Here is a 17,406-nt window from a genome sequence, read left to right as displayed (position 1 = left end):
GTTGGATGTAGCCATGACCCGTCATCTCCTTTCCGTCGCGCTGATCCAGGAGCGCAACCACGGCGACGCCGAGGCCAACCTGGCCGTCATCGAATCGCGCGTGGCCGAAGCGGCCGCGCAGGGCGCCAAGCTGGTGCTGTTGCAGGAACTGCACAACGGTGCGTATTTCTGCCAGCACGAGTCGGTGGAGGAATTCGATCTGGCCGAGCCGATTCCCGGCCCAAGCACCGAGCGCCTGGGCGCGCTGGCCAGGCAACACGGCGTGGTGCTGGTCGCCTCGCTGTTCGAGCGTCGCGCCGCCGGCCTGTATCACAACACGGCGGTGGTGTTCGAAAAAGACGGCCGCCTGCTCGGCAAGTACCGCAAGATGCACATCCCCGACGACCCGGGCTTCTACGAGAAGTTCTACTTCACTCCGGGCGATCTGGGCTTTACGCCGATCGACACCTCGGTGGGCCGCCTTGGCGTGCTGGTGTGCTGGGACCAGTGGTACCCGGAAGCGGCGCGCCTGATGGCGTTGGCCGGCGCCGAGCTGCTGCTCTACCCCACCGCGATCGGCTGGGATCCGGACGACCAGCAACCCGAGCAGGAACGCCAGCGCGATGCCTGGATACTCAGCCATCGCGGCCATGCGGTCGCCAATGGCGTGCCGGTGCTGTCGTGCAACCGCGTCGGCCACGAGCCCTCGCCGCTGGGCGCATCGGGCATCCAGTTCTGGGGCAACAGCCATGTGCTGGGACCGCAGGGCGAGTTCATTGCCGAAGCCGGCCACGACCCGACCGTACTGATCTGCGATGTCGATCTGCAGCGCAGCGAACACGTGCGCCGCATCTGGCCGTTCCTGCGCGACCGCCGTATCGATGCGTATGGCGACCTGCTCAAGCGCTACATCGACTGACTGCATGCGCGTCGAGTTGCGTGCAGTCCGCGAAGCGGACATCCCGGCGATCACCGCGATCTATGCGGAGCAGATCGCCGGGTGCAATACCTACGAATACAGCGCGCCATCCAGCGAGCAGATGCGCTCACGCGTGGACGCCGTGGTGGATGCGGGCTACCCCTACCTGGTCGCAGAACGCGATGGTGCGGTGGTCGGCTACGCATATGCAGGCAGCTACCGCGCGCGTGCAGGCTACCGCTGGACGGTGGAGAACTCGATCTACGTGGCCCAAGGCCAGCAGGGCCACGGCATCGGCAGCGCCCTGCTTGGCGAACTGATCGCACTGTGCGAGCAACGCGGCTACCGGCAGATGATCGCGGTGATCGGCGATGCCGAGAACCAGGCCTCGCGTCGGCTGCATGAACGTTTTGGATTCCGCACGGTCGGAGTCTTCAGCGGGATCGGCCGCAAGCATGGTCGCTGGCTGGACAGCGTGCAGATGCAACGCGCGCTCGGCTCCGGCGACACCACTCCTCCTTCTGATGAATACCCCCATGACTGAGCAGCTCCCCCACGTTCTGGACGATGCGCTGTCCGGCCAGCCGCATCGCATCGTCGAGCGCGATGGCGTGCGCTACACCCTGCTGGGCACCGCGCACGTGTCGCTGGCCAGCGTGGCCGCGGTGCAGCGGGCGATCGGCAGCGGCCGTTATGACGCGGTGGCGGTGGAACTGGATACGCAGCGGCTGCAGGCGCTCAGCGATCCGGACGCGTTGGCCCGCCTGGACCTGGTGCAGGTGATCCGCAAGGGGCGCGTGGCGCTGTTTGCGGCCAATCTTGCGTTGGCGGCGTATCAGCGCCGGCTGGCCAAGCAGTTGGGCATCGAACCGGGGGCCGAACTGAAGGAAGCGGTCAACCTGGCACGCGCCCAGGGGTTGCCGGTGTACCTGATCGACCGCGAAGTCGGGCTGACCTTCAAGCGCGCCTCCGGGCGGCTGGGCTTCTTCGGCAAGATGAAGCTGGCCGGCGGCCTGCTCGGCGGCCTGTTCGCCGCCGACGAGGTGGGCGAGGAAGAAATCGAAAAGCTCAAGCAGGGCGACATGCTGGAGGCGAGCTTCGGCGATTTCGCCAGCGAAAGCCCGGAGCTGTACGAGACCGTGATCGCCGAGCGCGATCGCTACATGGCCACGCGCCTGCGCGAGGAAGCCGACGGCGGCCAGCGCGAGGTATTGGCGGTGGTGGGCGCCGGCCATCTGGCTGGGCTTGCGCGGCACCTGGAGCAGGACACCGATGCGCCCGGCCCGCTGCGCGAAGCGCTGGAATACGTGCAGCAGCGCAAGCGCATCCCGTGGATCACGCTGGGCATCCTGGCGGTGATCATTACCGGGATCGGCATCGGCTTCTGGCGCGGCGGCCTGAGCATGGGCGCCGACCTGCTGCTGCAATGGGCGATGTACACCGGCGGCATGGCGGCACTGGGTTGTCTGCTGGCCGGCAGTCACCCGCTGAGCATCCTGACCGCTGCGGTGGTGGCACCGTTCAAGCCGTTCCGGCTGAGCGTGCCGACCGGCGCCTTTGCAGCGCTGGTCGAAGTGCACATGCGCAAACCGGCCTATGGCGATTTCCTGTCGCTGCGCGACGACGCGCAGACCCTGCGCGGCTGGTACCGCAATCGCGTCTCGCGCGTGGTGCTGACCTTCCTGCTAACCAATTTCGGCAGCATGGCCGGGGTGTGGCTGGCCGGCGTGCAGATCTTCAATCGCCTGCATGGGTGAGCATGGTGGCGCTGCACCGCTGCTCCTCGTAGGAGTGCCCCCGGGCGCGATGAAGCATTACCGGTAACACCCCATCGCGCCCGGGTGCGCTCCTACAGGCTCTATCGCTTGTGCGCTGCTACGGCGCGGACTGCGCCGGTGGTGCCAACTGCAGGCGCACCCACACTCCATAGTGATCCGATGCCCAGCGGCCTTCGGCATACGGGGTGTCGAACAGGATGCTCGCTTCGCGTGCGAGCAGGCGGCTCTGCTGGAAGAACACATGATCGATGCGTGCCGGCGTGTCGAAGACATGCAGGTTCAAGGTACTGACATCGGCCGCACTGTTGCGATGCACGCTGCCGTAGCTGTCGCCATAGCCCTTGCGCAGCGCCTCCAGATCCAGCGCATCGGCGGCGGTGTTGAAATCGCCTGCGATCACTACCGGGGCCTGTGCGCTGGTGGAGCCGATGAACTCCAGCAGATCGGCCACCTGGCGCGTTCGCGTGGCGGTGCCGCGCGCATCGGCGCGTTCGTTGAGATGGGTAACATAAACGTTGACCGGTTGACCATCGAGGTCCACCTGCAGGTGCGCGGCGACGCGGTAGTCGTCCAGCGGCTGCAGCAGGCGCTGCTGGCCGGTCAGCACCTTGCGTCGGCTCAGCAGCGCATTGCCGTAACGCTTGGGTGCACCGATGGGATCGACCGAGGCGAAGATGAGGTCGTAGCCCAGCTTGCGCGCCAGCCAGGCCGCCTGGTTTTCCACGCTGCCGCGCCGCTCGATCACCTCCTGCAGCGCAATCACGTCCGGTGCAAGGCGCTTGAGTTCCTTGGCGATATGCGCGCGACGGCCCGGCCAATCCTCGCGGTCGTGATGCAGGTTGAGCGTGACCAGGGTCATCTCGCGCGCTGACACAGTGGAGGCAGTCGCCTGCACTGATCGTCCAGCCACAGGGGGCGCGCCGGGTTGCTTCGCCTGGTCAGCCTTGAGCTGCGATTCTGCCGGCCCTGCCTGCGCAGCCGCAGCGCACGCCACCAACACAGCCGCCGCGGCCAGCATCACGCCACGGTGGCGCCACTGCCCTGCCCGTCCCGGATAAGGCAGGCGCATCATTGCGTGGCCTTTTCGGCCCGCCTTACCGCGCTGGGCACATCGATCTGCACCGTGGCCGGCAGTTGCTGGATGCGCAGCTCGCCGTTGAGCCAGTCAACGGTTTCGCCGTTGACGCTGGCCTTGCCGGGTTCGCCCTGGTAAGGCCAGGCGAACACCACCCCACCAGGCGGCATCAGCAGGCCGGGCTGCAGCTGCAGCACCAGCTGCTTCTCGCTGCGCTGCAAGGTGTAGTTGAGGCGCCCGTATGGCGTGCGCAATTCGGCGATGCCGATGCCCTTGCCTTCGAACCAGCGCGTCGGGGTGCCGGCGGCAATCACCACGCTCTGGTCCGATTCGCGGGTGTAGGCGAACATGTCCAGCACCGAGCGCACGAAATCCGATGCCACCCAGGCATGCGGCAGGTCGCCGACAAAGAATGGCGTACGCGGTGTGCGCGACACCACTTCGGCCCACTGATTCCACGGCTGCGGCGCGCGATCCTTGAAGAAGAACGCAGTGGCGTCCCAGGCACGCTCGCGCCAGCCCAGGCGCACGAATGCGGCGACGTTGCGCCACTCGTACGGGGTGTAGTCCTTCCATTCGCGCTTGCTGTCGCGACGGTCGGAAAATTCCTTCCAGTAGCGCTCGAAGGTGTTGCTCAGCAGGTCCGGCGGCAGCCGCTGCTGTTCGCCGCCGGGGGTGAGCGCGATGGTGGTGGAGGTGGCATCGAAATCGCCAAGTTCGGCCGAGCCGGGCAGGAAATCCAGGCTGTGCTGGCGTACTGCCGCGCCCAGCGAAGCGATCAGGTCGCCGCTGAACTCATCGCGCGCCGCGCCGAAGCGGGCCACCTCGTCCGGCTTGTCGAGCGCGCTGGCCAGCATCGTGGCGTCCTTGTAGCCGCGTAGAGCCCAGAAGTTGTCCCAGTACGAATGCACCGGCTTGGCCGAATAGCCTTCATGGCTGATCGACACCGGCATCATTCCGTAGAAGGCCGGGTTGCGCATGAAGTTCTCTTCGGTGCGCTCGCTGGCGCGCAGCTTTTCCATGTAGTCGACCGCGCCGGTGACGTGCGGCCACATCTTCTCCAGGAACGCCCTGTCGCCGGTGTAGCGGTAGTACTCGGCGATGTTGTAGATCAGCTCGCCATGGCTGTCGTTTTCCGGCACCGGGTCGCTGCCGCGGTCGTCCACGCAGCACGGCACCATGCCGTCGGCGAATTGATACGGCGCGAACCAGTCGACGTAGTCGCGTACCACGTCTTCGCGGCCGAGCCGCAGCAGCCCCTCGGAGATCATTGCGCCGTCGCGGATCCAGCTACGCGAGTACGAGCGCGTGCCCGGCTGCAGGCGCGGGCCGATGCGCGAGATCAGCATGTGCGCCAGCGCCGTGCGCAAGGTATCGACCACCGGCTTGCCTTCGGCCGGCACGCTGATGCGCACGCGATCGAGCTTGCCGCGCCACTGCTGGGCCACCTGTTGTTGCGCGGCCTCCGCATCGAAACCGGCAGGCAACTGCGCGGCGCCGGTCTGCGGGATCACCAGCGCCACCTCGCGCCGTTGGCCCGGTTCCAGCTTCCAGCGATACAGCAGCACACCCGAGGCCAGGCCGGTTTCGTCCTTGACCTGGGTGGTGGTGGGCGGCGTGGCAGCGGTGAGATGGCTGACATCCATGCCGCTGTCGAAAGCAGTGGCGAACCCGGCATCGGGGCGCTGCGCCGCGAACACGCGCGGCTTGCCGTTGACGCTGACCTGGGCGCCATCCACGGCGAGCTGTTCGATCCGGCTGACGCCGCCCAGGGTGTTGAGGAACTGCGATGGCGGATTGACCTGGAACGGACGCACCGCCAGGGCCAGGGTGAACTCGCGCGCGTCCTTGCCGGTGTTGTGCAGCTGGTAGCGCGCGACCAGTTGCGCCTGTTCCGGGGTGCCCTGCACGAAGGCGGTGACGCGCAGGTTCATCAGGTCGTGGTGCCAGTCGACGCTGGGAATCGGCAGGTAGTCGTCCTGCAGGCTTTGCTCGCTGCTGACGTCGGACCAGTGCAGCAGCTTGCCGCCGGTGACCACGAACGGTTCGATGCTGAAACCGCCCTTGCCCACTTCCACCGCGCCGTCTTCGCCGATCAGACCCTGTTCGGTGCCGCCGTCCAGACCGAGGATGGTCCAGTACGGCTGCTCGCCGGAGAAGCCGCGCGGGTAACTGCCGCGTGGCAATTGCGCCGCCAGCGATTTGATGAAGTCGTTGGGCGTGGCCGCAAACGCCAGCGGTTGCAGCTGTACTTCCTTGATGCCGTAGCGCCAGTTCGGGCCGTCCTTGAGATCGAAGCGCAGGTAGCGGGCTTCGGTATCGGGCAAGGCCAGCCAGTCGGTGCCGCCGGCACCGGCGGTGACGGTACGCAGATCGCGCCAGCTCCGTCCGTCGCTGGAGGAACGCACCTGGTACTGCGAGGCCTGCAGGCCGGGCACCCATTGCACCACGGCGCCACCGAATTCGCGCACCTTGCCCAGGTCCAGGGTGACGGTCTGCTGCTTGACCGCGCCGCTGAGCCAGAAGGTCTCCGGCTTGCCGTCGGCCAGGCGCTGTTCCAGCGCCGGTGCGGTGTCGGTGATGGCCTCGGCCTTCAGCGGCGAGGTGTCTTCAGGTGGCAGCGGCGTCAGCGTCAGACGGTCGAAGCACACCGTGCCCTGGCCGCCGACCTTGTTGTAGATGGTGAACTCCACGTCCGCACTGGTGCGCAATTGCTTGTCCGCACCCGGGCCCCAGGCCTTCTCGATGTTGCGCTTGCGGTAGGTGAATGTGGTCCAGTTCTTCGGGAAGTTGAAGCCCGGCCGATTGACCCACCACACGTTGTCGCCGCTGGCGTCGATCATCTTGAACTGCAGGTCGTTGGAGGGCGACTCGCCGCGCACCGCGAACCCGATCCGGTAGTTGTCCGGATAAGTGATCGGCAAGCTGCGACGGATGCCCACATAGCCGGACACGCCGTTGAAGTTGTAGTCCAGGCACAGCGCATGTCCGCCCGAGGCCGTGGCCACCGGCCGCAACGAACCGCTGACCTGGTTGGACACCACCAGGCGCCAGGCGCCGATGTCGTTGAAGCCGTCGAGCACGCGCTCCTGCGCCGGTGCCGCGCCCGCGGCGGCAATGGCGGTCATGGCAAGCAGTCGCAGGAACACTGGCTTCACCCCTTCACACTCCCCAGCAGAAGACCTTGAATGTAGTAACGCTGCAGCGCCAGGAACAATAGCAGCACCGGAATCACCGTCACCACCGCGCCGGCCATCATCAGCTCCACGTCCATGATGTGCTCGCGCGACAGCGCCGCCAGCGCCACCGGCAAGGTGTACTGCTCCTGGTCGGTCAGCACGATCAGTGGCCACATGAAGTCGTTCCACGAGCCCATGAAGGTGAAGATGGTCAGGGTGACCAGCACCGGCTTGAGCATCGGCAACACGATCTGGAAGAAGATCCGCATCTCGCTGGCGCCGTCGATACGCGCGGCTTCGATCAGTTCGTCGGGAATGCTGCGCGCATACTGGCGCACCAGGAAGATGCCGAACACGGTCGCCAGCGCCGGCACCACCACCCCGCCGATGGTATTGACCAGATGCAGCTGCTTCATCAGCAGGAACAGCGGCAGCATCGCCACCTGCGCCGGAATCACCAATGCGGCCATCAGGATCTTGAAGATGCGCTCGCGCCCGACGAACTGCAGCTTGGCGAACGCATAGCCGGCCATGGTGTTGATCAGCAACGAGCCCAGCGTGATCAAGGCGGACACCAGCAGGCTGTTGGCAAAGTTGCGCGCCATGCCGGTGCGTGCGAACAGCTCGTGGTAGTTGGCGGTGGTGAATGCCGACGGCAGCATCGGCGGCGGGAACCGGCTGGCCTCGCCGGTGGGCATGAACGACACCGACAGCATCCACAATAGCGGCGCCAGGCTGACCAGGGCCAGCACCAGCAGGCCGCCATTGATCAGCACGGCATTCCAGCGCGATTGGCCGACATCACGACTCATATCAGGTCCTTCTTGCGGCCAAAGCGCAGCATCAGCGTGGTCACCGCCAAAATGATCAGGAACAACAGGAAGGCCACCGCCGACGCGCGGCCGAGGTTCCACCACTTGAAGCCTTCCTCGAACATGAAATACAGCACGCTGACGGTGCTCTGCAGCGGGTCGCCGCGGGTCATCACGTAGGGTTCGGCGAACAGCTGGAAGTAGCCGGAGATGGTGATCACCCCGACCACCATCAGCACAGGCCCGAGCATCGGCAAGGTGATGTGCAGGAACTGCTTCCAGCGCGAGGCGCCGTCGATGCGCGCGGCTTCGTACAGGTCCTGCGGGATGGCCTGCAGGCCGGCCAGAAAGATCACCATGTTGTAGCCGAAGTTCTTCCACACCGCGAACAGCATGATGGTGGGCATGGCCCAGCGCGGATCGCCCAGCCAGTCGATCGGGGCGATGCCCAGATGGCTCAGTCCGAAATTCACCAGGCCGTACTTGATGTGGAACAGATAACGCCAGATCACCGCCACCGCCACCAGCGTGGTGACCACCGGTGCGAACAGCGCGGTGCGGAACAGGGCCTTGAAGCGCGAGGCCTTGGCGTTGAGCAGCAGCGCCGCACCCAGCGACACCGCGATGGACATCGGCACGCCCAGCAGCACGAAGTACGTCGTGTTCCACAACGACTTCCAGAACAGCGGCGTCTGCAGCAGCTCGATGTAGTTGCCCAGCCCCACGAAGCGCAGGTGACTGCTGTCGGCCAGCGCGTACAGATCGAAGTCGGTGACGCTGAGCACCAGCGCGGCCAGCACCGGCACGCCGAAGAACATGCCCAGCACCAGGATCGAGGGCGCGGCGAAGACCCAGCCGGCGACGGAGTTGCGGCGCATCATCGAACACCTCCCTGCGCCGGCGCGGCCTGGGCTGCGGGGGACGCGGCAGATTCACCAACGGGCCCGACATGCCCGCCTTCCTGCTCGAAGATCCAGCGGCGCTTGGCCAGTATCTCGTCCACGCGTTTGTCCAGTTCCTGCACGGCGGCCTCGTGCGATTGCCCGCCGCGCACCACGCGCTCGGTCACCAGGCGCATCTCCTGCACGATGCGCTCCCACTCCAGCACCTTGGGCGTGGCCTTGACCCGCTCCAGCTGGTCGCCGAAGGCGCGGGCCAGTTCGTCGTTGGCCAGCGACGGCAGTTTCCAGGTGCTGCGCCGCGGTGGCAGGTCGCCGATGATGGCGTGGAAGCGCGCCTGCACGGCCGGCTGGGACAGGTATTCGATCAGCTTCCAGCTGGCCTCCTTGTGCTGGGAGGACTTGAAGATGACCAGGCTGGAACCGCCGGCAATGCCCGCACCCAGGCCATTGGGGCCAGGTAACGGCGCAGTCCCCCACTTGCCTTCCATGCCCGGCGGCTGGCGCAGCTTGAACTCGCGCACGTTCCATGGACCAGAGAGATAGAACGCGTAGTAGCCGTTGAAGAATTCGTACCAGACGTTGGAGACCTGGGTCTCCGATACCTTCGGCGCCCAGCCCTTCTGGTACATGCCGTCGTAGAACGCCAATGCCTTGCGGAAGCCGGCGCTGCGGAAATTGCCGTAGTTGTCGTGATCGCGCAGCAGGCGGTCGTCCTGCTGCAGCGCGAAGGACAGCTGCTGTTCGAACTCGTTGAGCGGCATCAGGATGGCGTAGCGGTCGGGGCCGACGTGGCGCTTGATCGCCGCCATCACCTGCTCCATCTCGGCCCAGGTCTTGGGCATTTCGCTGTAGCCTGCCTCGCGCAACAGGTCCTTGCGGTAGAACAGCAGCCGCGTGTCCACATACCACGGCACCCCATACAAGGTGCCGTCGACCACGTTGGTGTCCCACACGCCGGGGAAATAATCGGCCGGGTCGACGATCTTCGAGCGCGCCACGTAGGGCTGCATCGGCTCGAGTGTGTCCAGCAAGGCGAATTCCGGCAGCCAGGTATTGCCCAGCTGGCACACGTCCGGCAAGCCATCGGCGGCGAAGGCGGTGAGCAGTTTTTCGTGCGCCGCGGTCATCGGGATGTTCTGCACATCCACGTGGATGTCCGGGTGCTGCTTTTCAAAATCGGCCACCAGCTCGGCCACCACTTCGGCCTCCTTGCCCATCGCCCAGAAGCGCACGGTGGTCTGGGCCTGGTCGGCACGGCTACATCCGGCCGCACCTGCACACAGGGCGGCGGCCAGTATCAACAGTTTCAGAAGGCGCACGGATTACTCGGGTTTGGGGCGTTGCGTGGAGTTTTGGCGTTGCGAGGGGTCTTGCTGCGCCTGGGCGGCGGCGGCACGCGATTCGGCCATGCCCAGCGACCGCGCGGCGGCTTTTTGCTCGTCCTTCTGCGGCAGCGGCTGCGGCTCGCCTTCGGGGGTGAGCCAGCCGCCGGTGAAGCCGGCGCGTTCGAGACCGCTACGGATGTAGGGATTCTTCTTCATGACGTTCCAGACAAATTCGTTCTGGTAGTTGGCGATCATGGTCAGGATCGGGCCCTGGTCGATGCCGATGTAGTCGCCCGCCACCCAGCCGCGGTTGGGCACCATGCGCCCGGTCTTGAGCGGGATGTCGTAGTTGAAGCTGGGGTTGAACGAATCCAGGAAACCATAGCTGGAATACAGATAGTCGCCGTAGCGCTTGTGCATTTCCTCGGTGGCCGGGATCACCACTTCCGGGGCGAACACGATCGAGGAGATGGCCGCGGTCGGCGCGATGGTGCCGTCGTCGAAGTTTTCGCGCAGACCGGCGCCACGCGAGGAATAGTGCCGGAACTGGCGCTGCTCGCCCCGGTATTCCTGGCTGGTGTTCTGCGGGCCGTCGCCGGCGGTCAGGCCCCACACGTTCTCGCCGTAATCCTTCCACTTCATCGGATTGTCGATGGCGTAGTCGCGCTGCGCCAGGGTGGCGCGGCGGCTGTTGAGGAAGTAGTCGATGCCGCGCTCGCGCATGTACTGGTCCTGGATATCGCGGAAGTCGATCCAGACATGGCTGTATTGGTGGCCGAACAGCGGGCCGAAGGACAGGTATTCCTGGCCCTGGTACACGCCCCAGTCGTTGTTGTAGGTGCGGGTCCAGCTGGTCCACGCTTCCGGGTCCACGCCATGGGTGGGCGAGCCGAGGGCGAGGATGTACAACATCATCGCCTCGTTGTAGCCCATCCAGTCGTGATCGATGAAGCCGCTCTCCGGGAACCAGCCCATCGAGATCAGCGGCGCACGTTGCTGCAGCCAACGCCAGTCCACACGCTTGTAGAGCGTGTCGGCGATCTGGCGGATCTCCTTCTCGCGCGGGTCCTCGCCGTCGTAGTAAGACTGGGTGAACAACACGCCCATCATCAGCAGCGCGGTGTCCACGCTCGACAGCTCGACCCAGCTGTCGTAGCGGTTGCCCTGCTGCATGTCCAGAAAGTGGTAATAGAAGCCCTTGTAGCCGGCGCGGCCGGTACGCTGCGGCCCCATCGGCGCATCGCGGAAGAACTTCAGGGTCGTCAGGGTGCGGTCGATCGCCTGATTACGGCTGATCCAGCCATTCTCGATACCGATCGGATAGGCGGTCAGCGCAAAGCCCACCGAGGCGATGCTGGCGAACGGGCGCGACGGAAAACGGTCCGGCGACAGCCCGTTGACCTCGTTGGTGGTGTCCCAGAAGAACTGGAAGGTGCGGCGTTCGATGTCCGAGAACAACGGCGGCAGCGGCGGCTTGACCGGCTTGGGCGGCAACTGCGCCTCGATCAGGATCACTTTCACCGGCGCCTTGCGTTCGGCCACCTTGGGTTCCTCGGCCTGTTTGCAGGACGCCAGTACCAGCGCACCCAGCAAGAGTGGAATCGTCAACCAACGCGACGTGTTGCCCCTGTCCATCCGTCCCCCACCTGTGTAATCGATTACATCTGGCACGCAAACCTACCCTATCCGGGCGCCGAGTTCGACCGCCCCGGCCTTGTGGCCAGGGCGGTCGAGTACCTCACCAGTTCAGGCCGAAGGCCAGCCGGAAGGTACGCATCGGCGATGCCAACACGCCGGTCGGCGTGCCGTAAGCCGTATTCAAGTCCTGCAATGTTCCGGTATCGCCGTTGAAGGCGGCGTAATTGACCCAGTTGAACACGTTGAGGATATCCGCACGCACATTGAATGTGACACCTGCGCCGGTATCCCATTCCTTATTGGCGGCAATGCTGAATTCCTTGTAGCCCAGCGTGCCATCCGGCTTGAACTGGATGATGTCGCACTGGTCGTTGCCGGCAAGACAATTCTGGCCGTAGCGCGCGGTCTGGCTGGCCAGCGACAGCTTGCCGGACAGCTTGACCTCGTACGGCAGCTCGTAGATGCCGGTGACCACCAGGCGATTCTTCGGGATGCCGCCGGCCTCGCGCCAGCCGTAGTCCTGGATGCGTTCGCGGTCCAGCGCGTAATGCTCGCCGAACTGGCGGTTCTCCTTGGCATCGGAATAGGTATAGGCCACGGTCAGGCCCCAGCCGGACTCCTCGTCGAAGGGCTTTTCGATCTGCAGCGCGAGCTGGTTGTTGCGGGTTTCCACGCCATTGGTGCCCAGCACGATGGCGCTGTAGCCATCGGGCCCGTCGGTCGGCACGCCCGAGGTGGTCCCGGGCTGGAAGAACGAACCATCCGGCAGGCGGTTGCCGCGCACGAAGGCAAAACCGTCGTGGCTTTCGATCCGGCTCAGGGTCACGTCGGTGAACCAGTCCTGGCCCCACAGCGGCACCATGTTGCGCATGCCGATGCTGAATTGGTCCGAGTACGGGGTCTTGAGGTTGTTGTCGATCAGGTAGACCTCGCGCCCACCACCGCCGGTGCTGCTGGCGGTCAGCGTGTCCAGCCCTTGCTGGCTGTTATAGGCCGGATTCCATGCCGTGCACGGGTCGCCCAGGCAGGCGGGGTTGTTGGCGCTGGTGAAGTAGTAGCTGTACGACTTGAAGGAGTTGTTGAGCTGCTCCAGGGCCAGGTAGTCGAAGATGTTGCGGTCGTACGCCCGGCCGGCGCCGCCGTAGATCACGTGGGCCTGGTCGCCGAACAGGTCGTAGGACGCACCCAGGCGCGGCTGCCAGGCATTGTTGAACGCCTTGCGGTTGTTGCCCGTGCTGATGAAGTTGTTGATGTCGTAGTTGGCGTTGCGCAGGTTCGGCCAGTTCTGCAGCGCGCTGGCCACATCCGTCGGGGTGACGAAATCCAGGAACGCCGGGGTTTGTTCGTAGTCGTAGCGCACGCCCAGGTTCAGGGTCCAGTGCTCGTTGACCTCCCAGTCGTCCTGCAGGTAGATGCCGTACTGCTTGTTCTTGGACACCACCGAACCGCCACCGTCCACCAGCGGCGCGCCGAAGCGCACGCGGTACGGGGTCTGCACGTCGGTGAGGATGTTGTAGTAGTACTGCGGGTTTGCCGGATTGAACTGGGTCGAATCCAGATCGATGCTCTTGAACTTCACGCCCATCTTGACGGTGTGCGCGCCATGCCATTCCAGGCTGTTCAAGGTCAGGTCGTCCTGGAAGGTCCAGCCCTTCTGGCCCTTGCGCTGGAAACTGCTGCCGGCACCGGCGGCCAGGATGTCGGTCTCGTTGCCGCGCACCGGGGTGTAGCTGAGGATGTAGCCGTTGCCGTTGTTGATCGGCGCCTGGTTCCAGAACGCGCTCTCGTAGCTGAGGTTGGCCTCGTTGAGGAAGTTGGCGCCGCTGTACTGCCAGCGCAGGTTGGCGCGCTTTTCTTCCTGCCCGTTGATGCTGCCATGTTCGTAGGTCGAGGTCCGGCCGACATCGTTGAGCTCGTCTTCCTTGCGGTACTTGCCGGTCAGCTCGAACAGGTGGTTGTCGCCGATGGTCCAGTCGATCTTGCCGAAGTACAGGTCTTCCTTGAACGGCGTGCTGGAGGTCACCACCAGCGGCTGCAGCTGCGCCGGCAGCTGGTCGACCCGGTCGGAATAGATCGAACCGGGGATCACCACATTCGGCGTGGTGTATTCCTTGGCCTCGTAGGCGATGAAGAAGTGTGCCTTGTCCTTGAGGATGGGGCCGCTGAACGTGGCGCCGTACTGGGTTTCCTCGAAGTCGTCACGCACGCCGGCGCGCTTCTCCAGCGGACTCTCTTCGCGCCAGCCGTCGTTGCTGGTGTCCCAGAAGAAGCTGCCGTGGAAATCGTTGGTGCCGGACTTGGACGAGGCCACGATGGCCGCGCCGCTGACCTGGTCGAACTCGGCCTTGTAGTTGGAGGTGATGACCTTGTATTCGCCGATCGCCGACTGCGGGAACGGGTTGCCGCGGCTGGAATCCTGGCCGCTGACGCCGCCGGTCAGCACATAGTTCTTCTGGCTGACGCCGTCGATGTAGACGTTGGTGCCTTCGGCCGAGGTGGCGCCCGAGCGCACCTTGGTGGTGCCGTTGGCGTCGCGGGTGAACTGCACGTTCGGCACGGTGTCGGCCAGCTCCAGGAAGTTGCGCGTGGCCCGCGGCAGGTTCTGGATCTGTACGTTGGAGATATACGTGGCGTTCTCGGAGGTACGGGTTTCCACCAGCACCGGCGGCGCCTTGACCTGCACCGCATCCAGCGTGGTGGCGTTACCACCATCGGCCGTGGCCGGCTCGCCGCCGACGCCCAGGTTCAGGGTTGCCGTCTGGCCCACCTGCACGGTGACGTTCTGCGTGCTGGTCTGGCCGTTGGCGGTGACATCGATCCGGTACGAACCCGGTGGCAGGCCGCCCAGCGAATAGCCGCCGTTGCTCACCTGCACGGTGCGGGTCAGGCCAGTGGCCAGATTGGTCGCGGTGACCTGCGCCTGTGCGGCCGGTGCCGCGTCGACCGTGACCTGGCCGCGGATGGTGGCGCCGGTGCCTTGCGCGAACGCAGGCGCAGCGCCCAGCAGCAGGCAGCTGGCCAGGGCACAGCTGAGCAGCTTGCGCGCCGGACGCGCGGAATGGGGGTGGTGGTGGTGCATGGTCCCTCCAGGGATCGGTACAGATTGTTGTTGTGGCGTTGCGGTGTTGCAGGAACGACCGCTGCGGGGGAGCAGCGGGGAGCGGACAGAACGTCCGCGAAAAGGTCAGGCGCCCGGCACGCCGGCACCGCAGGACGCGCGGATCACCAGCTCGGGCGTGAGCAACTGGCGCATGCCGTCGTCGCTGCCCGGCGCTTCCACCAGCCGCATCAGCCGGCTCATCGCCCGCTCGCCGAGGCGCGCGATGCTGACCCGCATGGTGGTCAGCGGCGGATGGACAAAACGGGCCAGCGGGATGTCGTCGAAACCGGCCAGGGCGACATCGCCGGGCACCGCGACGTCGGCATGGGCGAACGCGTACAGGCAGCCGAGCGCGGTCATGTCGTTGGCGGCGAAGACCGCGTCGGGCAATCCGCCCGCAGCCAGCATCGCCAGCCCGGCGCGGTGGCCGGACGCTTCGTCGAAGTCGCCCGCATACTCGATTGCCTGCGCCTGCTCGCCGAATCCGGCAATCGCATCGCGGAAGCCGCGCAGGCGTTCGCGCGCGTCGAAATTGAGCGCCGGCCCGCCGATGAAGGCGATGCGCCGGTGGCCTGCGCGCAGCAGATGCTCGGTCATGGCCATGGCGCCGGCATGGTCGTCGATGCTCAGCACCGGATAGCCGGCGCCGGGCAGGTGCGCATTGATCAGCACCGTCGGCAGCGCCTGCGGCAGGTTGTCGGTCAGGAAGCCCGGCTGCTCGGCGTACGGCGACAACACCAGCAGGCCATCCACGCGCCCGCGCATCGAGCGCAATGCCCTGCCCTGGGCTTCCGGATCGCCGTGATAGCTGGATACCAGCAGGTGCTGGCCGGCGGCGCGTGCCGCGCCATCGATGCCGCGGATCAGCTCGGAAAAGAATTCGCCGTACAGGTCCGGCAGCACCACGCCCAGCGTCTGCGAGCGCCGGCTGCTCAGGCTGCGGGCAGCGGCGTGCGGGCTGTAGCGCAGGCGTTCGGCCACCGCCACGACCTGCTGACGCACCGGCCCGGCGACGTTGTCATGCCCGTTGAGCGCCCGCGACACGGTCGCCACGGAGACCTGCGCTTCGCGGGCGACATCTTTGATGGTGACCGCACCCTTGGCCATTCGTGTCGCCCTCCGCGACCGACATCCCAAAACTGGCGCGGACTGTAAGCGTTTTCATAAGCGGACGTAAACCCCCGTCTTCACGCCTGTGAAAACGCTTACAGATCAAGCATCTGCAAGTGATGAATACGTGAAGTAACGTGCTGCGTCGCAACAAATAAGCACCCATGTGTCCACAGACGAAGCACAACGTGGATCACGGTTGGGTCGTTCTGTTCGGCGTGACGGGCGATGGGCATGCCCCCTCGGCTGAGCGCGTCGGGCTGCCGACAGCGCGCGGGTGGAGCTCGTGACACCCACGCGCCAGCGCCGCGACTGACGGCTGAAGCTCCAGCATTCCCTGCCTCGCAAGGAGTCCGCAGGCAGAATGCGTGATGGGCCAGCGCCGGCAAGGCAGCCGCGCTCAGGGGCGCTCCGGCTACGTAATGGAGGTGCTGCTAGGCGTCATGGCTGGGTTGTCCACCCGTTCGCTGCCCCCCGCCCGTAGATACCGTCTTGCCCCTCACCTGGCAAGGGCTTTCTGTGGGTCAAATGCGGTGCCCGATTTGAGGACGCCATAGACCAGATGCAGCAGCTTGCGCATGGCGGCGCAGACGATCTGCTTGCCGTGTTTGCCGCGTGCATGCAGACGCTGTTTGAGCGCGGTGATCACCGGGTTATGACGTATGGCGACCAGGGCTGGCATGTACAGTCCGGCGCGCAGCCGCGCCGAGCCGGTGCGGGAGATGCAGACCTTGCCCTGATACCTGCCTGATTCGTGCAGGCGCGGGTTCAGGCCGGCGAAGGCCGTCACCGCGCCCGCGTCGGCGAAGCGGCTTACCGGGCCCAGCTCGGCCAACAGCAGCGCAGCGCTGATGTCGCCGATCCCGTTGATACTGGTCAGCAGATGACGCTGCTGACGCAGGTCCGGGTCTTGGTCGATGTGATCGTCGATGGCCTGCTGGATCTCGTTGATCCGAGCTTGTAGATGCGCGATCAGCCCCTGGATCGAGGGTTGCACGTCTGCGGGGGCAACCTCCAGCCGGTTGCGCTCCATCAGCAGCATCTCCAGCAGGTCATCGCGGCGACGCACCAGCGCCTTGAGCGTCTTCAGGGCCGGTGGATCGGGCTGCCAGGCGCGCAGCTGGTCGCGATGGCGCAGCCCGTAACTGGCGATCAGCTTCGCATCGCTGCGGTCGGTCTTGACCCGCCGCAACTGGCTGCGCGCATACAGTGCCACCTGCGCCGGATTAAGCACGCACACCCGATAGCCGCACTCGTGCAGGAACTCGGCAAGCGCTTCGTGATAGCTGCCGGTGGCCTCCATCACCACCCAGCTATCCGGCTGCGCGTGGGTGCGCAGCCACGCGTGCAGGGCAGCAAATCCCTTGGGATCGTTGGCGAGCTTGGCCTTGGTGCGGTGCTTGCCATTGGCCAGCTCGATGGCCAGATCCACGCTGTGTTTGGCGACGTCGATGCCCACGATGGGGGACATGGAAACCTCCTGAAATCAGATGGACGACGATCAGCGCTGGTCCAGGTCCTGCCTTGTGATGCGAGTTCACGCCTGTGGCGGACTCTTGATACCGTCCGGACACCGAGGGCCAGCAGTT

At 65.6% G+C, this 17,406-nt stretch carries 12 protein-coding genes; 3 read left to right on the top strand and 9 right to left on the bottom strand.

Features of this window, described 5'->3' with window-relative positions:
• Positions 1–13 precede the first annotated feature (13 nt).
• Genes ACCQ05_RS09970 through ACCQ05_RS09960 form a run of 3 tightly spaced genes read left to right on the top strand, consistent with a single transcriptional unit; the run spans position 14 to position 2,655 of the window.
• Complete coding sequence (locus ACCQ05_RS09970; RefSeq protein ID WP_372393668.1) at positions 14–898, top strand: carbon-nitrogen hydrolase; 885 nt, start codon at positions 14–16, stop codon at positions 896–898.
• Between the two features lie 4 nt (positions 899–902).
• Positions 903–1,442: a GNAT family N-acetyltransferase gene (locus ACCQ05_RS09965; RefSeq protein WP_372393667.1), complete on the top strand. Its 540-nt coding sequence runs from the start codon at positions 903–905 to the stop codon at positions 1,440–1,442.
• Positions 1,423–2,655 carry a TraB/GumN family protein gene (locus tag ACCQ05_RS09960; protein WP_372393666.1) on the top strand — a complete coding sequence of 411 codons (1,233 nt, stop codon included), beginning with the start codon at positions 1,423–1,425 and terminating at the stop codon, positions 2,653–2,655. The genes ACCQ05_RS09965 and ACCQ05_RS09960 overlap by 20 nt, the downstream gene beginning before the upstream one ends.
• A 118-nt stretch (positions 2,656–2,773) precedes the next feature.
• Here ACCQ05_RS09960 and ACCQ05_RS09955 read toward each other — a convergent pair whose 3' ends face one another.
• From ACCQ05_RS09955 to ACCQ05_RS09915, 9 genes are all read right to left on the bottom strand, one after another.
• Positions 2,774–3,694, bottom strand: a complete 921-nt coding sequence (locus tag ACCQ05_RS09955; protein ID WP_372394020.1) for an endonuclease/exonuclease/phosphatase family protein — start codon at positions 3,692–3,694, stop codon at positions 2,774–2,776.
• Positions 3,695–3,744: 50 nt separating this feature from the next.
• A complete protein-coding gene (locus ACCQ05_RS09950) occupies positions 3,745–6,879 on the bottom strand; it encodes a discoidin domain-containing protein (protein ID WP_372393664.1) in 3,135 nt (1,044 codons plus the stop codon).
• A gap of 26 nt (positions 6,880–6,905) precedes the next feature.
• On the bottom strand, positions 6,906–7,742 hold the full coding sequence (locus ACCQ05_RS09945; RefSeq protein WP_104544250.1) for a carbohydrate ABC transporter permease: 837 nt from the start codon (positions 7,740–7,742) through the stop codon (positions 6,906–6,908).
• Entirely contained in the window at positions 7,739–8,623 is an 885-nt protein-coding gene (locus tag ACCQ05_RS09940) for a carbohydrate ABC transporter permease (protein WP_228964200.1), read from the bottom strand. Before ACCQ05_RS09940 ends, ACCQ05_RS09945 begins: the two co-directional genes overlap by 4 nt.
• The gene (locus tag ACCQ05_RS09935; protein ID WP_228964199.1) at positions 8,620–9,963 is read right to left on the bottom strand and encodes a sugar ABC transporter substrate-binding protein; all 1,344 of its coding nucleotides are present in this window, start codon (positions 9,961–9,963) and stop codon (positions 8,620–8,622) included. The genes ACCQ05_RS09940 and ACCQ05_RS09935 overlap by 4 nt, the downstream gene beginning before the upstream one ends.
• Positions 9,964–9,966: 3 nt before the next feature.
• Positions 9,967–11,604: a glucoamylase family protein gene (locus tag ACCQ05_RS09930; RefSeq protein WP_104544244.1), complete on the bottom strand. Its 1,638-nt coding sequence runs from the start codon at positions 11,602–11,604 to the stop codon at positions 9,967–9,969.
• Between the two features lie 103 nt (positions 11,605–11,707).
• A complete protein-coding gene (locus ACCQ05_RS09925; RefSeq protein ID WP_372393663.1) occupies positions 11,708–14,686 on the bottom strand; it encodes a TonB-dependent receptor in 2,979 nt (992 codons plus the stop codon).
• Positions 14,687–14,791: 105 nt separating this feature from the next.
• Entirely contained in the window at positions 14,792–15,814 is a 1,023-nt protein-coding gene (locus ACCQ05_RS09920; RefSeq protein WP_372393662.1) for a LacI family DNA-binding transcriptional regulator, read from the bottom strand.
• 502 nt (positions 15,815–16,316) lie between these two features.
• The gene (locus tag ACCQ05_RS09915) at positions 16,317–17,288 is read right to left on the bottom strand and encodes an IS110 family RNA-guided transposase (protein WP_104544391.1); all 972 of its coding nucleotides are present in this window, start codon (positions 17,286–17,288) and stop codon (positions 16,317–16,319) included.
• Positions 17,289–17,406: the final 118 nt, after the last annotated feature.

Source organism: Xanthomonas sp. NCPPB 3582, from assembly GCF_041475735.2.
Taxonomy (GTDB): Bacteria; Pseudomonadota; Gammaproteobacteria; order Xanthomonadales; family Xanthomonadaceae; genus Xanthomonas; species Xanthomonas codiaei.
The sequence above is the reverse complement of the archived record's forward strand: the minus strand, read 5'-3'. Positions and strand labels throughout refer to the sequence as shown.